Annotated in this window: 15 protein-coding genes; all 15 read left to right on the top strand. The window is 38.2% G+C overall.

The window, feature by feature from the left end; translation table 11 throughout:
* Positions 1–7 precede the first annotated feature (7 nt).
* The 15 genes from nrfD (at position 8) to P8O16_RS14000 (ending at position 15,890) form a co-directional block, all read left to right on the top strand.
* Positions 8–1,372: an NrfD/PsrC family molybdoenzyme membrane anchor subunit gene (nrfD, locus tag P8O16_RS14070; protein ID WP_300316077.1), complete on the top strand. Its 1,365-nt coding sequence runs from the start codon at positions 8–10 to the stop codon at positions 1,370–1,372.
* A gap of 2 nt (positions 1,373–1,374) precedes the next feature.
* The gene (locus P8O16_RS14065) at positions 1,375–1,905 is read left to right on the top strand and encodes a DUF3341 domain-containing protein (RefSeq protein ID WP_300316076.1); all 531 of its coding nucleotides are present in this window, start codon (positions 1,375–1,377) and stop codon (positions 1,903–1,905) included.
* 13 nt (positions 1,906–1,918) lie between these two features.
* Positions 1,919–2,611: a cytochrome c gene (locus P8O16_RS14060; protein ID WP_300316075.1), complete on the top strand. Its 693-nt coding sequence runs from the start codon at positions 1,919–1,921 to the stop codon at positions 2,609–2,611.
* A gap of 2 nt (positions 2,612–2,613) precedes the next feature.
* Positions 2,614–3,906 (top strand): quinol:cytochrome C oxidoreductase, encoded by a 1,293-nt coding sequence (locus tag P8O16_RS14055; protein WP_300316074.1) that lies wholly within the window; start codon positions 2,614–2,616, stop codon positions 3,904–3,906.
* 22 nt (positions 3,907–3,928) lie between these two features.
* Positions 3,929–4,957 (top strand): cytochrome c oxidase subunit II, encoded by a 1,029-nt coding sequence (locus tag P8O16_RS14050; protein ID WP_300316073.1) that lies wholly within the window; start codon positions 3,929–3,931, stop codon positions 4,955–4,957.
* Positions 4,958–4,976: 19 nt separating this feature from the next.
* On the top strand, positions 4,977–6,863 hold the full coding sequence (locus P8O16_RS14045; RefSeq protein ID WP_300316072.1) for a cbb3-type cytochrome c oxidase subunit I: 1,887 nt from the start codon (positions 4,977–4,979) through the stop codon (positions 6,861–6,863).
* The gene (locus tag P8O16_RS14040) at positions 6,847–7,923 is read left to right on the top strand and encodes a heme A synthase (protein WP_300316071.1); all 1,077 of its coding nucleotides are present in this window, start codon (positions 6,847–6,849) and stop codon (positions 7,921–7,923) included. Before P8O16_RS14045 ends, P8O16_RS14040 begins: the two co-directional genes overlap by 17 nt.
* Before the next feature lie 2 nt (positions 7,924–7,925).
* Complete coding sequence (gene cyoE, locus P8O16_RS14035) at positions 7,926–8,831, top strand: heme o synthase (protein WP_300316070.1); 906 nt, start codon at positions 7,926–7,928, stop codon at positions 8,829–8,831.
* Positions 8,831–9,412 carry a cytochrome c oxidase subunit 3 gene (locus P8O16_RS14030; RefSeq protein ID WP_300316069.1) on the top strand — a complete coding sequence of 194 codons (582 nt, stop codon included), beginning with the start codon at positions 8,831–8,833 and terminating at the stop codon, positions 9,410–9,412. Before cyoE ends, P8O16_RS14030 begins: the two co-directional genes overlap by 1 nt.
* Positions 9,413–9,440: 28 nt before the next feature.
* Positions 9,441–10,217, top strand: coding sequence for a cytochrome c oxidase subunit 3 (locus P8O16_RS14025; protein ID WP_300316068.1), 777 nt, complete (start codon positions 9,441–9,443; stop codon positions 10,215–10,217).
* Between the two features lie 20 nt (positions 10,218–10,237).
* Complete coding sequence (locus P8O16_RS14020; protein WP_300316067.1) at positions 10,238–10,567, top strand: cytochrome C oxidase subunit IV family protein; 330 nt, start codon at positions 10,238–10,240, stop codon at positions 10,565–10,567.
* 71 nt (positions 10,568–10,638) lie between these two features.
* The gene (locus tag P8O16_RS14015; protein WP_300316066.1) at positions 10,639–11,307 is read left to right on the top strand and encodes an SCO family protein; all 669 of its coding nucleotides are present in this window, start codon (positions 10,639–10,641) and stop codon (positions 11,305–11,307) included.
* Positions 11,294–11,848 (top strand): DUF420 domain-containing protein, encoded by a 555-nt coding sequence (locus P8O16_RS14010; RefSeq protein ID WP_300316065.1) that lies wholly within the window; start codon positions 11,294–11,296, stop codon positions 11,846–11,848. The genes P8O16_RS14015 and P8O16_RS14010 overlap by 14 nt, the downstream gene beginning before the upstream one ends.
* A gap of 18 nt (positions 11,849–11,866) precedes the next feature.
* On the top strand, positions 11,867–12,130 hold the full coding sequence (locus P8O16_RS14005; RefSeq protein ID WP_300316064.1) for a hypothetical protein: 264 nt from the start codon (positions 11,867–11,869) through the stop codon (positions 12,128–12,130).
* A gap of 55 nt (positions 12,131–12,185) precedes the next feature.
* The gene (locus P8O16_RS14000; protein ID WP_300316063.1) at positions 12,186–15,890 is read left to right on the top strand and encodes an ATP-binding protein; all 3,705 of its coding nucleotides are present in this window, start codon (positions 12,186–12,188) and stop codon (positions 15,888–15,890) included.
* The last annotated feature ends 3 nt before the right edge of the window (positions 15,891–15,893 follow it).

Raw genomic sequence — 15,893 nt, 5'->3', positions numbered from 1 at the left:
ATAAACTATGCAGGTTACTTCATCCGTACGAGAGCCGTTAGTTACCGGGGGTAAATCCTACCATGATGTGACACATGATGTGTCGCGTCAAGTAGAAGGCAAACCATCATTAGCTTGGTTCCTTGCTTTTCTTACCGCTGCCGGAGTATTGGCTCTAGGATCAATTGCTCTAATTGCCACCCTTTGGGAAGGAATTGGTATGTGGGGGCTAAACAAAACTGTAGGCTGGGCCTGGGATATCACCAACTTCGTTTGGTGGGTTGGTATCGGTCACGCTGGTACTTTGATTTCAGCGGTTTTGTTGCTTTTCAGACAGAAATGGAGAACATCCATTAACAGAGCTGCAGAAGCAATGACCATTTTCGCAGTTATCTGTGCGGCAATGTTCCCAGTGATTCACATGGGTCGTCCTTGGTTGGGTGCTTATTGGGCACTTCCACTTCCAAATACATTCGGATCGCTTTGGGTTAACTTTAACTCTCCGCTTTTATGGGATGTGTTCGCGATTTCAACCTATTTCTCCGTATCACTAGTTTTCTGGTATATCGGATTGATACCTGATTTTGCCACTATCCGTGACAGAGCTACTGGTTTGAGAAAGACAATTTATGGCGCACTTTCATTTGGTTGGGATGGCGCTGCAAAAACTTGGATGAGATACGAATCCGTATCCTTGATTCTTGCAGGTTTGGCTACTCCACTTGTACTTTCAGTACACACGATTGTATCCTTTGACTTTGCAACATCAGTGATTCCAGGATGGCACACTACGATTTTCCCTCCTTACTTTGTTGCTGGAGCGATTTTCTCAGGATTTGCGATGGTATTGACTTTGATGATTGTAACCAGAAAAGTCTTCAAACTTGAGGATTACATCACGATTGGTCACATTGAATTGATGAACATTGTAATCATTGTAACTGGTTCAATTGTAGGTGTTGCCTACATCACTGAATTCTTTATAGCATGGTACTCTGGAGTTGAGCCTGAATTTTATGCTTTTTACAATAGAGCGACTGGTCCATATTTCTGGGCTTATTGGACGATGATGACATGTAACGTTATTTCTCCTCAGCTATTCTGGATTAAAAAGATCAGAACTTCAATTGTTGCTACGTTTGCACTTTCTATTGTTGTAAACATCGGTATGTGGTTTGAGCGATTTGTAATTATCGTGACTTCACTTCATAGAGATTACTTGCCTTCTTCTTGGGCGATGTTCTACCCAACTTGGGCTGACGTTGGAGTGTATCTATTTACATTTGGATTGTTCTTTACCTTATTCTTCTTGTTTGCTAAATTCTTCCCTGTGATCAATATGGCTGAGGTAAAGTCTGTTTTAAAATCTTCATCTGAAAAAGTGTCTAAATAATCATGGAAAGAGATACAAATTTTGTTTTAGGAGTATTTGACGATGAGGACGTATTACTCCATGCGGTTGAGGAAGTAAGATCCAGTGGTGTAAAAATCCATGAAGTTTACTCTCCTTATCCAGTTCACGGTCTAGAGCACGTTTTAGGCTATAAAAGAAGCCGATTACCGATTGCAGCATTTCTATTTGGTATGCTAGGTACTAGTTTGGCTTTGACCATGCAGTTCTATATGATGCGATTTGACTGGCCAATGATCATCGGTGGTAAAGACTATGCTGCTTTCCCTGACTTCATTCCTGTCACCTTTGAAATGACTGTCTTGTTAGCAGCTTTCGGGATGGTTGGTGTTTTCATGATAAGTTCTAATCTGAAGCCTTGGGCTCAGCCAAGAATATTCGATGTGCGAAGCACAGATGATAAGCATATAATGGCCATAGATATTGCTAATAATTCAGCAATGGATCTAGCTAAAATTGAGGAAATTCTTAAGTCTTCTGGAGCGACAGAGGTTAATAAAAAAAGTTTTGAATAGTAAATCTGGAAATATGAAGATTACTAATACATACAATTTGCTTGGTTTTGCACTTACAGGAGTTATCCTGTTTGGTTGTAAAGCTGGGGGAGACGATCAAGGTCTAGAATATGCACCTCAAATGTATCATTCGGTAGCATATGAGCCATTGACTCAAATTACTGACGAATCTCAAGGTTCTTGGCTTTCGACTCGTGAGGATGGTAAGGGGGAATATTACAATAGTAATATTCATAATCCCAACAATATGAACATGAGAGAACCTATGCCAAATACTGTTCCTAGAAACAAGAACGGTTATTTGCCTTATCGATTAAAAGCATTTGAAGTGGATGTAGCTGGGGAGACTGTAAGAAATCCAGTTGAGCTGACTGATGATGTTTTGAAAGATGGAGAGCAATTGTTCTTAAATTACTGTTCTACCTGCCATGGAAAAGGTGGTCAGGGTGATGGTAAAGCCGGTGAGAAAATTGGCGGTGTAGCCAATCTAACTGGTGGAGCGTATATTGGTCTTCCTGAAGGACATATTTTCCATGTTATCACCAAAGGTAAAGGAAGAATGGGTGCTCATGGTTCTCAAATCTTACCAGAGGATCGATGGAAAATAGTTCACTACGTGAAACAAAAAATTCAAGGTGGTCAAGGTGCACAAACTCCTGTTGTAGCTGAGGCCGAAGTATCAACTGAAGAAACTCCAGCAAATTAATTATGGCTCACGACGCACAACACTATAATCTGGATCAAAAGTTTGAGTTCAAGGCATCGACTATGAAGTCGATCATGACAGTTTTGGTCATTGGCGCTATTTTGCTAGGCATAGGTATTGTCATGGCAATTTTTGGCGGTCATCATGAAGAGGGAGCTGAAGCAGGTGCTCATGCTTTCCATTGGTACGAGCGACTTTATGCTAACCTTTGGATAAACAATGTGTATTTCACTGGTATTGCTATTGTAGGAGTATTCTTCTTTGCTATTCAGTATGCTGCTCAGGCAGGTTGGTCAGCTCCAATTGTAAGAGTAATGCTTTCTTTTGGAAACTGGCTTCCTTATGCAGCTGTTCTTATGATTGCTACCTTCTTTTTAGCAAATCATGATTTATTTCACTGGACACATAGCTATTTGTTTGACAAAGCTTCCCCTGAATATGATAAAATCATTGATGGAAAAGGTGCTTTCTTTTACTGGCCAATGGCGAAAGGAACATTCCCTGTATTCTATATCGCTAGAATGGTTTTGTTCTTCGGATTTTGGGTGTTTTTCTTTAATAAATTGAAAAAGCTTTCCTATGCGGAGGATACCCTTGGTGGAAGTACTTCATGGTATAAAATCAGAAGCATGTCTGCTTACTTTATTATTTTCTTTGCAGTTTCATCTTCGATTTCTGCATGGGATTGGGTAATGTCAATTGACACGCATTGGTTCTCCACCCTTTTCGGTTGGTATGTCTTTTCTTCATGGTTCGTTGCTGGTTTGTCGGCAATGACTTTGCTTACCATCTTTTTGAAGGGAGAAGGATATTTAGAAATGATCAATGAAAACCACATACATGACTTAGGAAAGTTTGTGTTTGGTTTTACTATCTTCTGGACATATCTATGGTTTTCTCAGTTCTTATTGATCTATTATGCCAATATACCTGAAGAATCAGTTTATTTTATTGAGAGACTGTCAAGTGACGTGTATGGACCGTTCATTTTCGTAAATATAGGGATGAACTTTGTGTTGCCCTTCCTAGTTTTAATGACTAGAGATGCTAAAAGACATGGCGTATTCTTGAAGTTAGTATGTTCTTTGATCATTGCAGGTCACTGGGTAGATTTCTTCTTAATGGTACAGCCTGGTACTCTTGGACATAATGGAGGAGTTGGGTTCATGGAAGTTGGGATGTTCTTAGTCTACGGTTCAGCAGTGGCGTTGGTGGTGTTAGGAGGCTTAGCCAAAGGGAATTTGATTCCTAAAAATCACCCAATGCTTGAAGAGAGTTATCATCATCATATTTAATAACAGCCTAAAAAATTAAGGTATGTACGGATTTCTGATTGGAGTAGGTGTTCTATTATTACTTTCCATAATTTGGATGGTTTATAGAATCCAAACGTTGGTTTCAGTTGTAAAAGGCTCAGATAAAAAAGTAGCCTCTGGAAGTAATAAGGTGAATGCGATATTATTCGTATTGTTTTTAGTAGGTTCCGGCATTTTAATGTTCTGGTATTCTATTAAGGAGTTTGATAATTATCAGCTGCCTATAGCTTCTGAGCACGGTATGGTTACGGACAAGCTATTTTGGATTACTATGGCTGTAACAGGTGTTGTGTTTCTCATTACACACGTTTTGCTTTTTATTTTCCCTTATAAATATCAATACAGCGAGAAGAGAAAGGCCTCATTTTATCCTGATAACAATAAACTAGAAATTATTTGGACAATTGTTCCGGGTATTGTATTAGCTGGTTTAGTTATTTCAGGTTGGATGGCTTGGTCCGATATTACTGCTCCCGCTCCTGAAAAGGCTCATGTCGTTGAGATTATGGGTTATCAGTTTGCATGGGAAGTAAGATACCCTGGGACTGACAATGTACTTGGAGATTATGATTATAGATTGATTACAGCGTCTAATTCGCATGGAGTTGATTTTACCGACAAAAATTCAATTGATGATTTCCCGTCTCCAAAGGTAGTTATCCCTAAAGGAGAGCCAGTTCTCTTTAAAATCAGAGCTAGAGACGTACTTCACTCTGTTTTCGCTCCTCACATGAGATTGAAGATGGATGCGGTGCCAGGTATGCCAACCAGATTCTGGTTTGTCCCTACCAAAACTACTGCTGAAATGAGAATTGAGTTGAATGATCCTGAATTTGAATACGAAATTGCTTGTACAGAAATTTGTGGGCGAGGGCACTTCTCTATGAAGAAGGTGATTGAGGTGGTAGAGCCAGAAGCCTATCAGAAGTGGTTATCAGAACAAAAGTCTTTTATTCAGATGAATCCTTCTTTAGCAGAAGGTCTTCCAGCTGAAACAAAAGAACTTGCAGAGATTCAATTAAAGAAATAAACACAAAATTATAAAGATTATGGCTTCAGCAACTGTAGCAAATCATGACACCGCAGCACACGATCATCATGATCATGAGCATCATGATAATTTTGTAACGAAATACATCTTCACTCAAGATCATAAAATGATTGGAAAGCAATTTCTAATCACGGGTATGTTTTGGGCGATTATTGGTGGTTTCCTTTCCATTTTGTTCCGGCTTCAGCTTGGCTTCCCAGATATGGATATGTCTTTCTTAAGACCGATCTTGGGAGGTTGGATTGATGATACTGGAGCTTTGGATCCTACCTTTTATCTAGCGTTAGTCACTATGCATGGTACCATCATGGTATTCTTTGTATTGACAGCTGGATTAAGTGGTACATTTTCCAATTACCTAATTCCATTACAAATCGGAGCTCGAGATATGGCTTCTGGATTTATGAATATGCTTTCATACTGGTTCTTCTTTTTGTCCGGTGTGATCATGTTTATTTCATTATTTATTAAAACAGGTCCAGCTGGTGGGGGATGGGTTGTATATCCACCTTTATCGGCGCTAGAGCAGGCTATTCCAGGTTCAGGTTTAGGTATGACGCTTTGGTTAGTTGCGATGACTTTCTTTATTGCTTCTTCCCTACTTGGAGGTATCAATTACATCACCACAGTAATTAACCTTAGAACAAAGGGGATGTCTTTCTCAAGACTTCCGCTTACAATCTGGGCTTTCTTCTTAACTGCAGTGATTGGATTGCTTTCATTCCCGGTGTTGTTTGCAGCAGCTTTGTTGCTAGTTTTTGATAGAAGTTTCGGAACATCGTTCTACTTATCTGATATTTATATCGGTGGAGAAGCTCTTCCAAATACAGGTGGTAGTCCAGTTCTATATCAGCATTTATTCTGGTTCTTGGGACACCCTGAGGTTTATATTGTATTGCTACCAGCTTTAGGTATTACCTCTGAAGTTATAGCTACCAACTCCAGAAAACCAATCTTTGGATACAAAGCAATGATCATTTCAATGCTTGGTATTACTATCCTTTCATTTATTGTGTGGGCTCACCACATGTTTGTGTCTGGAATGAATCCATTCCTGGGATCAATTTTCATGTTCCTTACATTGATTATTGCAGTACCCTCTGCAGTGAAGGTTTTCAACTATTTGACGACACTTTGGAGAGGTAATTTGATCTTTACGCCTGGAATGCTGTTCTCTATTGGATTGGTTTCCTTCTTTATCTCAGGAGGTCTTACTGGTATTTTCCTTGGAAACTCAGCGATTGATATCCAATTGCATGATACCTATTTTGTTGTAGCACACTTCCACTTGGTAATGGGTTCTGCTTCTTTCTTCGGCTTAATGGCAGGTGTTTACCACTGGTTCCCTAAAATGTTCGGAAGAATGATGGATGCAAGACTTGGTTATGTTCACTTCTGGTTGACTTTTGTTGGAGTATACTTGGTGTTCTTCCCAATGCACTACATCGGTATTGCAGGTTTCCCAAGAAGGTATTACAGCTGGACAAACTTTGAATTTGCAAATATGTATACTGATTTGAATATGTTCGTTTCAGTAGCTGCAATCATCACTTTCGCTGCTCAGTTTATCTTCATATTCAACTTCTTCTACAGTATGTATAGAGGTAGAAAAGCTACTTTGAATCCTTGGAGATCAAACACTCTTGAGTGGACTACACCATTGTATCCAGGACATGGTAACTGGCCTGGCGAAATCCCTACTGTATACAGATGGCCTTATGATTATTCTAAGCCAGGTGCTGAAGAGGACTTTATTCCTCAGACCGTTCCTTTGTCCGCCACTCCAGAATCCAACTTGCCACATGAGCAAGAAATGGTAAAACTTGAATTGGAGATTATGAAGGAAGATGAGGAGGTTTTAGTAGCCAATGAATCTAAACACTAATAATACTATAAACAGCTTTCGCCGTGTAAATACAATCACGGTGATAGCTGTTTATTTTCTGATACTGGTTGGGGGCATCGTTAGGAGTACAGGTTCTGGAATGGGTTGTCCTGATTGGCCAAAATGTTTTGGGAGCTTGGTACCACCTACAAATGTGGATCAGCTCCCCTCTAATTATCAGGATATTTACCTTGAAAAAAGGTTAGCTAAAAACGAAAGGTTTATAGCAACACTTGAAAAGCTTGGATTCAATGATGCAGCAGAGAAAATCTCAAATGATAAGTCCATCCTGGTCGAAGAAGAGTTTAACCCCATAAAAACTTGGATTGAATATCTAAATCGATTGGTTGGTGTTGTAATAGGTTTACTGATAATCTTAACAGTTTGGAAATCATTACCTATTTGGAAGATTGACAAAACCATTCCAATTCTATCCATTACATCATTGATTTTGGTCTTGTTTATTGGATGGATTGGTTCTATTGTAGTATCGACAAATTTACTTCAGTGGATCATTACACTTCATATGATACTAGCCTTAGTTCTTGTAGGATTATTGATTATAGTAAATCATAGATCTTCAAAATTAAGTTTCCGACAAGGAGTTAATATGGATGTTCCTACCAAAGTAGAATGGATCCTTATCATTGGTATTATTCTGATGTTTATCCAGGTGGTCTTGGGTACACAGGTAAGGGAGCAAATCGATATTATATCAGAATCTATGGGGAATATGCTTAGGGATGAATGGGTTGGTTTAGTTGGTATGAATTTCCTTGTTCACCGGTCATTTTCTTTATTGCTTCTAGGAATTCATCTTTTGTATTTCTTCTGGGCCTTTAAATACACTCTCAGGAAATCTCAAGTTAATTTGTGGTCTCAAGTATTAATTGGGTTAATCATATTGGAGATAGCGACAGGAATGGGAATGGCATATTTTGGTATTCCAGCTTTTCTACAGCCAATCCATTTACTTATTGGTTCTCTTATTGTTGGAGTTCAGCTTATTCTGATTCTTCAGCTAAGAGAGCATAGACAATTTCGATTAAATATAAATTGATTATGAGGACAGTTGAAGTAACTGACCATTCGAATAGTTTTATCCTTGGAAGGATCAAAGCTTATTCTGAATTATTGAAATTCAGATTATCAGCATTGGTAACTTTCTCAGCTGTATTCGGCTACATCTTAGGGGATCGAGGGGTTTCTTTTGGTTGGTCTGGATTTCTTGGACTTGCGCTTGGAGGATTTTTAATTAGTGGTGCCTCTGGTGCTGCAAATGAGATCATGGAAAGAGATCTTGATAAGCTTATGAAGCGAACTCAGAATCGACCACTTCCCCTAAATATTATTTCTCTTCAAGAAGCCTATTGGTTTACCGCTTTGGTTGCCTTTTTAGGTATAGGTTTACTCTGGATTTTTACTAATCCTCTAACAACTGGCTTGGGAATACTAAGCATGGTATTATATGCTTTTGTCTATACCCCATTAAAAAGGGTAGGTCCTATAGCAGTATTTGTTGGAGCTATACCTGGTGCAATGCCACCTTTGTTAGGTTGGACAGCAGCGACAGGTTCTATTTCTTATGAAGCATTAATCATTTTTGGGATTCAGTTTATCTGGCAGTTCCCTCATTTCTGGGCAATTGCTTGGGTATCAGATGAGGATTATAAAGCAGCAGGTTTTAAACTTCTTCCAAGTGGGGGAGGAAAGGATTTGAATACAGCCGTTCAAATCATGATTTACACACTCTTCTTGTTACCATTAGGTTTACTACCAAGTTATTTTGGTCTTACTGGTTTGAATTCAGGAATAGTCGCTACTGTATGTGGTGTATTATTTCTAGCACAAACTTTTTCCTTAATGAGGGATTGTTCACGAAAATCTGCTTTAAAGATCATGTTTGGCTCATTCCTTTATTTGCCTATTGTGCAGATTGCTTACTTATTAGATAAAATACCACAGTGATGGAAAAGGAACTGAAGTACGTTGATTTGGTGGAACAGCCTATTTCCATGCATCCAAAGAAGTTTGCATTATGGCTTTTTATGGTGACTGTGGTGATGATATTTGCTGCTTTGACCAGTGCTTATATCGTTAGGCAGGCAGAAGGTAATTGGCTTGAGTATGATCTCCCCCAAATATTTTATTACACTTCCGCTTTAGTAGTTATTAGTAGTGTGTTTCTCCAATTTGCATATGCTTCTGCTAAAAAAGATAATATTTCAAACCTTAGGCTTGGTCTTCTAGGTGCTGTTATTTTTGGATCTGCTTTTTTAGTGGGGCAATGGTACAGTTGGGTAGCCTTAGTAGATAAAGAAGTGTTTTTCGTTGGGAATCCGGCAGGCTCATTTCTATATGTTTTTACAGGATTACATGCTGCTCACCTGATAAGTGGTGTGATATTTCTCATTATTGTATTAATTTCGACATTCAAATATAAAGTTCATTCTCAATCAATGAATACTATGGAGATGGCAACTACCTATTGGCATTTTCTTGGAGGATTATGGTTGTATTTGTTTATGTTTTTGCTTTTGAATCATTAAATTAAAACCCAGTACAAATTTATATTCTATGTCCGCGCATTCTACTGCTATTGAACTAAGCTCGAAAAGAGGCATTTGGGGAGGTGGTAACGAACCTTTCAAAGCCAGCTATGGAAAACTCATGATGTGGTTTTTCTTACTATCAGATATCTTCACCTTTGCTGCATTCCTGATTACTTATATTTCTATTCGAGTAAGTTATCCAGCATATGAAGGTTCACTTGAAGCTTTCGCAGGTTCAAACGAATATTGGCCAGTGCCTGAATTGGTTTTTGAAGCTTTGCCTTTTGTGCATGGCCTTCATGCTCCATTGATTTTCGTAGGTATCATGACCTTTATTTTGATTTCAAGTTCCGTAACTATGGTGCTTGCTGTTGAAGCTGGTCATAGAAATGACAGAGATGATGTGGTAAAATGGATGCTTTGGACACTTCTTGGAGGAATCACCTTTTTAAGTTGTCAGGCATGGGAGTGGAATCACTTTATCCATGGAACCGACACTGGTACTGTGATGACCTACGTGAATAGCTTAAATCAAGTGGTGACGGAGACAATCTATGGCGCAAACCTTACCGTGAATGAATATGGACCGGCTTCTTTCGCAAACTTATTTTTCTTTATCACTGGATTCCACGGTTTCCACGTGACCATCGGAGTGTTCTTACTTTTCCTTTGCTTCTATCAAGCAGCGGTTGGTGTATATGATCGTAGAGGTCACTATGAGATGGTAGAAAAAATTGGCCTTTATTGGCACTTTGTAGACTTGGTTTGGGTATTTGTGTTCACCTTGTTCTATCTTATCTAAGGTTAAAAAATTATTGAGCTATGCAAATTCAAGAGAATAAATCCACGCTTAACGTACTCCCAAGAGATACCGAAAAGATCAAAAAAATCTGGAAAACAGCAGGTATCCTACTCGCTATTACTGTTGTAGAATTCATTATGGCCTTTACAATGGATAGGGGTATTTTACTTTATTTCCTTTTCATGGCTTTGACTGTCTGGAAGGCTAAATATATCATGATGGAATTCATGCACCTTGGCGAAGAGGCTAAGCCTTTATTTTATTCGATCATCGTACCTTTAATTTTCTTGGTGTGGTTGGTTATCGCTTTGATGAAAGAAGGATCAGATATTTTCATGTTACGCTGGTAATTCATTAAATATTAAAAAAAAAGAAGGTTGAGGTGTGACACTTCAACCTTCTTTTTTGTTAAAGAGAAACTATGAAAGGATTGAGATTACTTCAAGGAATGGTGCTCATATGCATTTTACTTGTTCCGGTATTGATTTTCATGTTTTTGAAAGGCTTTGGAAATAATACCTATGATATTCCGGTGTTTTTCGAAAAAGGAGTAGAAAACCCATTTCTGGAATGCCCTATTGGAGATACAACACAACATTACATCCCGGATTTTACTTTTGTAAATCAATTGGGTAATCCTGTGGGTAAGGCCCAAATGGAAGGGAAAATTACAATTGTCGATTTCTTCTTTACTTCCTGTCCTTCAATTTGTCCTGTAATGTCAAGTGAAATGGAACGAGTGAATGACATGTTTCGGGATGAACCGAACGTTCAGATACTCTCCATCAGTATAGATCCAGAATTTGATACGCCTGAGATCTTGAAAGAATATGCAGACAAGCATAAAGCTCAAGCTGGGAAATGGGATTTTCTAAGTGGTGGAAAGGCAGAAACATATCAATTGGCAAAATGTGGTTTTATACTTCCAACATTGGATGGATTCGGTGTCCCGGATGACTTTGCGCACAGTGATAAATTTGTTTTGGTAGATGAGCTTGGAAGAATTAGAGGTTATTATTCTGGAACAAATCGTGAAGATGTTGATTTACTAATGTTAGAAGCGAAAATATTATTATATGGAAACGAATAGGCTAGGCTTGCTCCAAAATGAGCAAAAAGTAAAGGGATGGATAGTTGGGATTTCAATATTGATTCCAATTGTAGTTGCGGTTTTATTGTTTATGCCCTCCAAGCTTGAGCTAGGAACTGACTTGGTTTATTTTCTACCCCATCTCAATGCGATTATCAATTCCGCTGCCTCTTTAGCGCTGGTTGCAGGTGTTATTTTCATCAAACAAAATAACATTGCTTACCATAGAGCTGCGATGACGACTGCTTTTGTTTTAGGGGCAATATTTCTTGTTTCCTATGTGATTTACCATGCTACAGCAGAGAGTACTACCTTTGGTGGAGAAGGAGTAATCAGGCCAATTTATTATTTCCTTTTGATCACCCATATTATTTTGGCTGCGGTGGCCTTGTTCCCTATTCTATTTGCCTATTACTATGGATACACAGATCAGCGGGAAAAGCACCGAAAAGTAGTTAAATTTGCATTTCCGATTTGGTTGTATGTGACTGTTACAGGAGTGATTGTCTATCTGATGATATCTCCATATTACACTCATTGATTTAAAACTTAAATTCTTATGAAAAATACCCTAAGAAAAATATTCCAATATTCATTTTTAGCCTTTGCATTTCTATTAGTTCAGACTAATTCCTTTGCGCAGTGTGCGATGTGTCGCGCCTCTGTAGAAAATAATGTGAGTAATGGTGATACAAGTATCGGAGCTGGTTTGAACAATGGAATACTTTATTTATTTATTATGCCATACCTTATGGCGGCTGTAATTGGTTTCTTTTGGTATCGAGCAGCAAAAAAGAAAAAAGCCAAATTAGCAATACGCTAAATCAAAAAAGAGCAAAGTTTGATCAGGGACTTTGCTTTTTTTATTTTACATCCAAATGAGCCATGAATCCCGCAGACTGATCATCTTAATCAGTGCTTTCTTGCTTCTCGCAGTCCTAGTCTTGAATTTCTTTTTTTTCCAAAAAAGTGATGAGGAGACCTATCTCCAAGACCTTCAAGATAGAATCCAAGCGGTGGACCGTGAGTTTGATGAAGATTTCATTCAGGTTCTGATGGAATTCCGAAATGAAGACAGCCTTAGCTTCGGTAAACTTTCAATTCCAGATCATCGGCATCCCTTTTTTATTCTTAATAAATCTGGAGATTTATCCTACTGGTCTGATTTCTCACTAACCTTAGATTTTTCAAATGTTGATCTGAATAAAGATTATCAGCTTCTCAATGATCCTTACGGGACCATGCTCCTTAAAATCCGACCTATCAGAAGAAATGAGGTTAATTATGTCATAGTTCATGCCCTTCGCCTTATTTGGCCTGGAAACATAGAGAATGATTATCTCATCACTGGAGCCAACCCTGCCCTTTTCGGAAATAGCAGAATTGAAATTTTTGCTCCTGAAGAAGGAACAGGTCGATTGGTTGTTAATCCAGCTGGCATACCACTTTTCGGAGTAGATTTTTTACTTGGTTACGTACCCGCGGGGCGTATTATTAATGTGGCAATTTTGATTTTCTTCACTTCAATATTTCTGCTTTACTTTTTATTGTCTTCTGATTTTGTCCTCAAAAAATGGCGAAAGGGAAGAAAATGGCAAGCAATAGGATATGCAATCTTAGTGTTGTCAGCCTTTAGAGTGATTATGCTTTTGGTAGATTTCCCAGGGAGCTTTCTCAATATTTCCCTTTTCAATCCGAGAAATTATGCTTCTTCTTGGCTCAATCCTAGTCTTGGAGACCTTCTCCTCAATACGCTTTGCGGAGTGTTTATTTTTGGATTGATTATTTATCAACTGGCATCGAAGCAGATGCATGAGAAAATTAAGGTTTTTCAAGAACCGATAGAGGTTAAAATATTCCTTCTTATCATTCTATTTGTCAGCAGTACAAGTCTCTATTTGCTTTGGTTTCTTCCAAGAGATTTGATGCTCAATTCTCAATGGGCTTTAAATATAAGTTCTATTCCTTCTTTCGATTTGTTTAAGGGGTTGAGTTTCATTATTCTTTTTCTTTGGGGAGCAGTTTATGTCCTGCTTTCTTTGACACTTTTCAGTTTGCTTCTCAAGATCAGTACAAATAAGAAGCAGCTCTATCTGATTATTATGGGGATAGGAATTCCAGTTGGAATTACCTTATCCTTCTTTTCCACCTGGTCTGTTTTGGTTTGGGTTATTCATTTGACTTTTCTGTTTTTAATTATCCGATTAGAGCTATTTAAAAATGTTTTTCGTCTTGGCTTAGATACTTTTTTGACCTTTTTCTTCGCGTGCTTGATCTCGGCGAGTATTGTGGGTATTAGTACTTTTCAGACAGAAAAATATCAGTTGGTTCAGTCTAAGTCTCGGTTTGCCACACAAAACTTGATAGAGAATGATGTGATGACAGAGTTCTTTTTGGGAGAAATCTTTAATCGTATCAAAGAAGATTTATTTATTCAGAATAGGATTTCAGACCCACTTTTTTCTAAAGAGCCAATAGAAACTAAAATCAGAAGAATCTATTTGGATAATTATTTTGATCAGTTTGAAGTCCAGATTCGCATCTTTTCTTCCGGTGGTCAGCAGCTCCTTGGTCCTTCAGATGGCGAATCATTGGAGAATCTCAGATTGGATTACATTAAAAGTGACTTTGCAACCAGTGTCAGAGGTCTTTATTTCCTGCGTGGTAATGAAAATATTGCGGGAAACAGATTTGTGTCCTTCATTCCGGTTTCAAAAGAGAATAATCAACTTGGGACGATTTTTTTGGAGTTGAACCAATTACGGATTCAACCGAGTAGTGTTTATCCTAAATTATTGTTGGATAAAAAATACAGTGACAAGCTTGATCCAGTTCGATACGACTATGGTATTTTCAAAGAAAACCAATTGATCCGGAGTTCTGGTTCTTTTAATTTTCTCCAATTAGACATCCCAAGTGTGGTTGATCGTAATTCTTTTTTCACAGAGGGGATTCATAGCTTGGGGTATCATCACTTTGGAATAAAAAATGGAGAGGAGGTAATTGTCATTTCTTCTCCAAACAATACGATTTCTCATTTTTTTGGAAATATTTCTCTCTTCTTCGTAGTCTTTGTATTCTGTACTTTTTTCACAATTCTTATCAATACGCTTTTTAAAGGCTATCGAAGTTTTGAATTCAACTACTCTACCAAGCTCCAATTATATCTGAATTTCGCCTTCTTTTTCCCGATTATCATCATCAGCATAATCACTATAGGACTACTGGCAAATAGCTACCGAGATGATTTGGATAGGCAATACATTCAAAAAGCAACTCTAATTAGAGGGAATCTTGGGAGTTTTCTGAATAATCAAGAACCTGGATCTGTGCCCAATGATCTTCTCACTGAAGAAGTCAATAGCTTGGCAAATACTACTGCAAGTGATATTCATCTTTACGATAATGAAGGGTATTTGGAGACGACCAACCGGCCAAATATTTTTGATAAGAAAATTCTTTCTCCATTAATCAACCCTCGGGCTCTGGCTGAAATCCAGGAAAATGGTCAAAACCAATTTTTGGCAAATGAGCAGATCGGTAAACTTCGATTCAAATCTGTTTACCTCGCGATCCCCTCTTCCGGGAGCAAAGCGAATCTTGGGATCTTGGCAGTACCCTTCTTCGAGTCTGAAGCAGAATTAAACTCCTTGATTGCAGATGTGCTGAGTAATATTTTCAATGCTTTTGTGATCATTTTCATCTTGTTTTTAGTTGTTTCCTATTTCGTTTCTACAAATCTGACATTCCCTTTTAAATTATTGACGCAAAAACTCAAGACTACGAATCTTGAAAATAACGAACCCATGTACTGGGGCTCTAAAGATGAAATTGGATTGCTTGTCAATGAATACAATAACATGCTCTTCAAGCTGGAAGCGAGTAAAAAAATACTTGCATCTACAGAAAAGGAGTCTGCTTGGCGAGAAATGGCAAAGCAAGTAGCTCATGAAATCAAAAACCCACTTACTCCAATGAAGTTGACGCTTCAGCATTTGCTTCGTCTGGAGAATGACGGAAGGTTGGATGATCCAAGCAAATTAAAAAAATCACTTGAGACACTTATCCATCAGGTAGATGCCTTGAGCGGGATTGCATCCTCCTTTTCTACTTTTGCCAAAATGCCTTTGCCGAAAAATGAGTTCATGAACTTCAAATCTGTTTTACTTAAAGTTCTTGAGCTTTTTAAAAATAATCAGGAGGTAGATTTGATTTTTCAAGATGATTCCTTCACTGAAAATATTCCCATTTTGGGAGATGATAAGCTATTTGGAAGAGTGATTTCCAATTTGATTATCAATGGAGTTCAGGCCGTCCCGGATGGAAAGAGGGCTGAAATTCGAATTTGGCTTTGGTTGACTGATGAGGCAGTTTTTCTGGAAATTACGGACAATGGAAAAGGGATATCTCCAGACTTGAAAGATAAAATCTTCATTCCTAACTTTTCCACCAAATCAACTGGATCAGGTTTGGGATTGGCTATTGCGAAAAGTGGAGTCGAAACAGCAGGAGGGAAAATCTGGTTTGAAACAGAGATTGATAAAGGAACTACATTTTACCTCACCTTTCCCTTAATCAGATAACAA

It is taken from the genome of Algoriphagus sp., from assembly GCF_029254265.1.
Lineage (GTDB): Bacteria > Bacteroidota > Bacteroidia > Cytophagales > Cyclobacteriaceae > Algoriphagus.
This window is presented reverse-complemented; position numbering and strand designations above follow the sequence as displayed.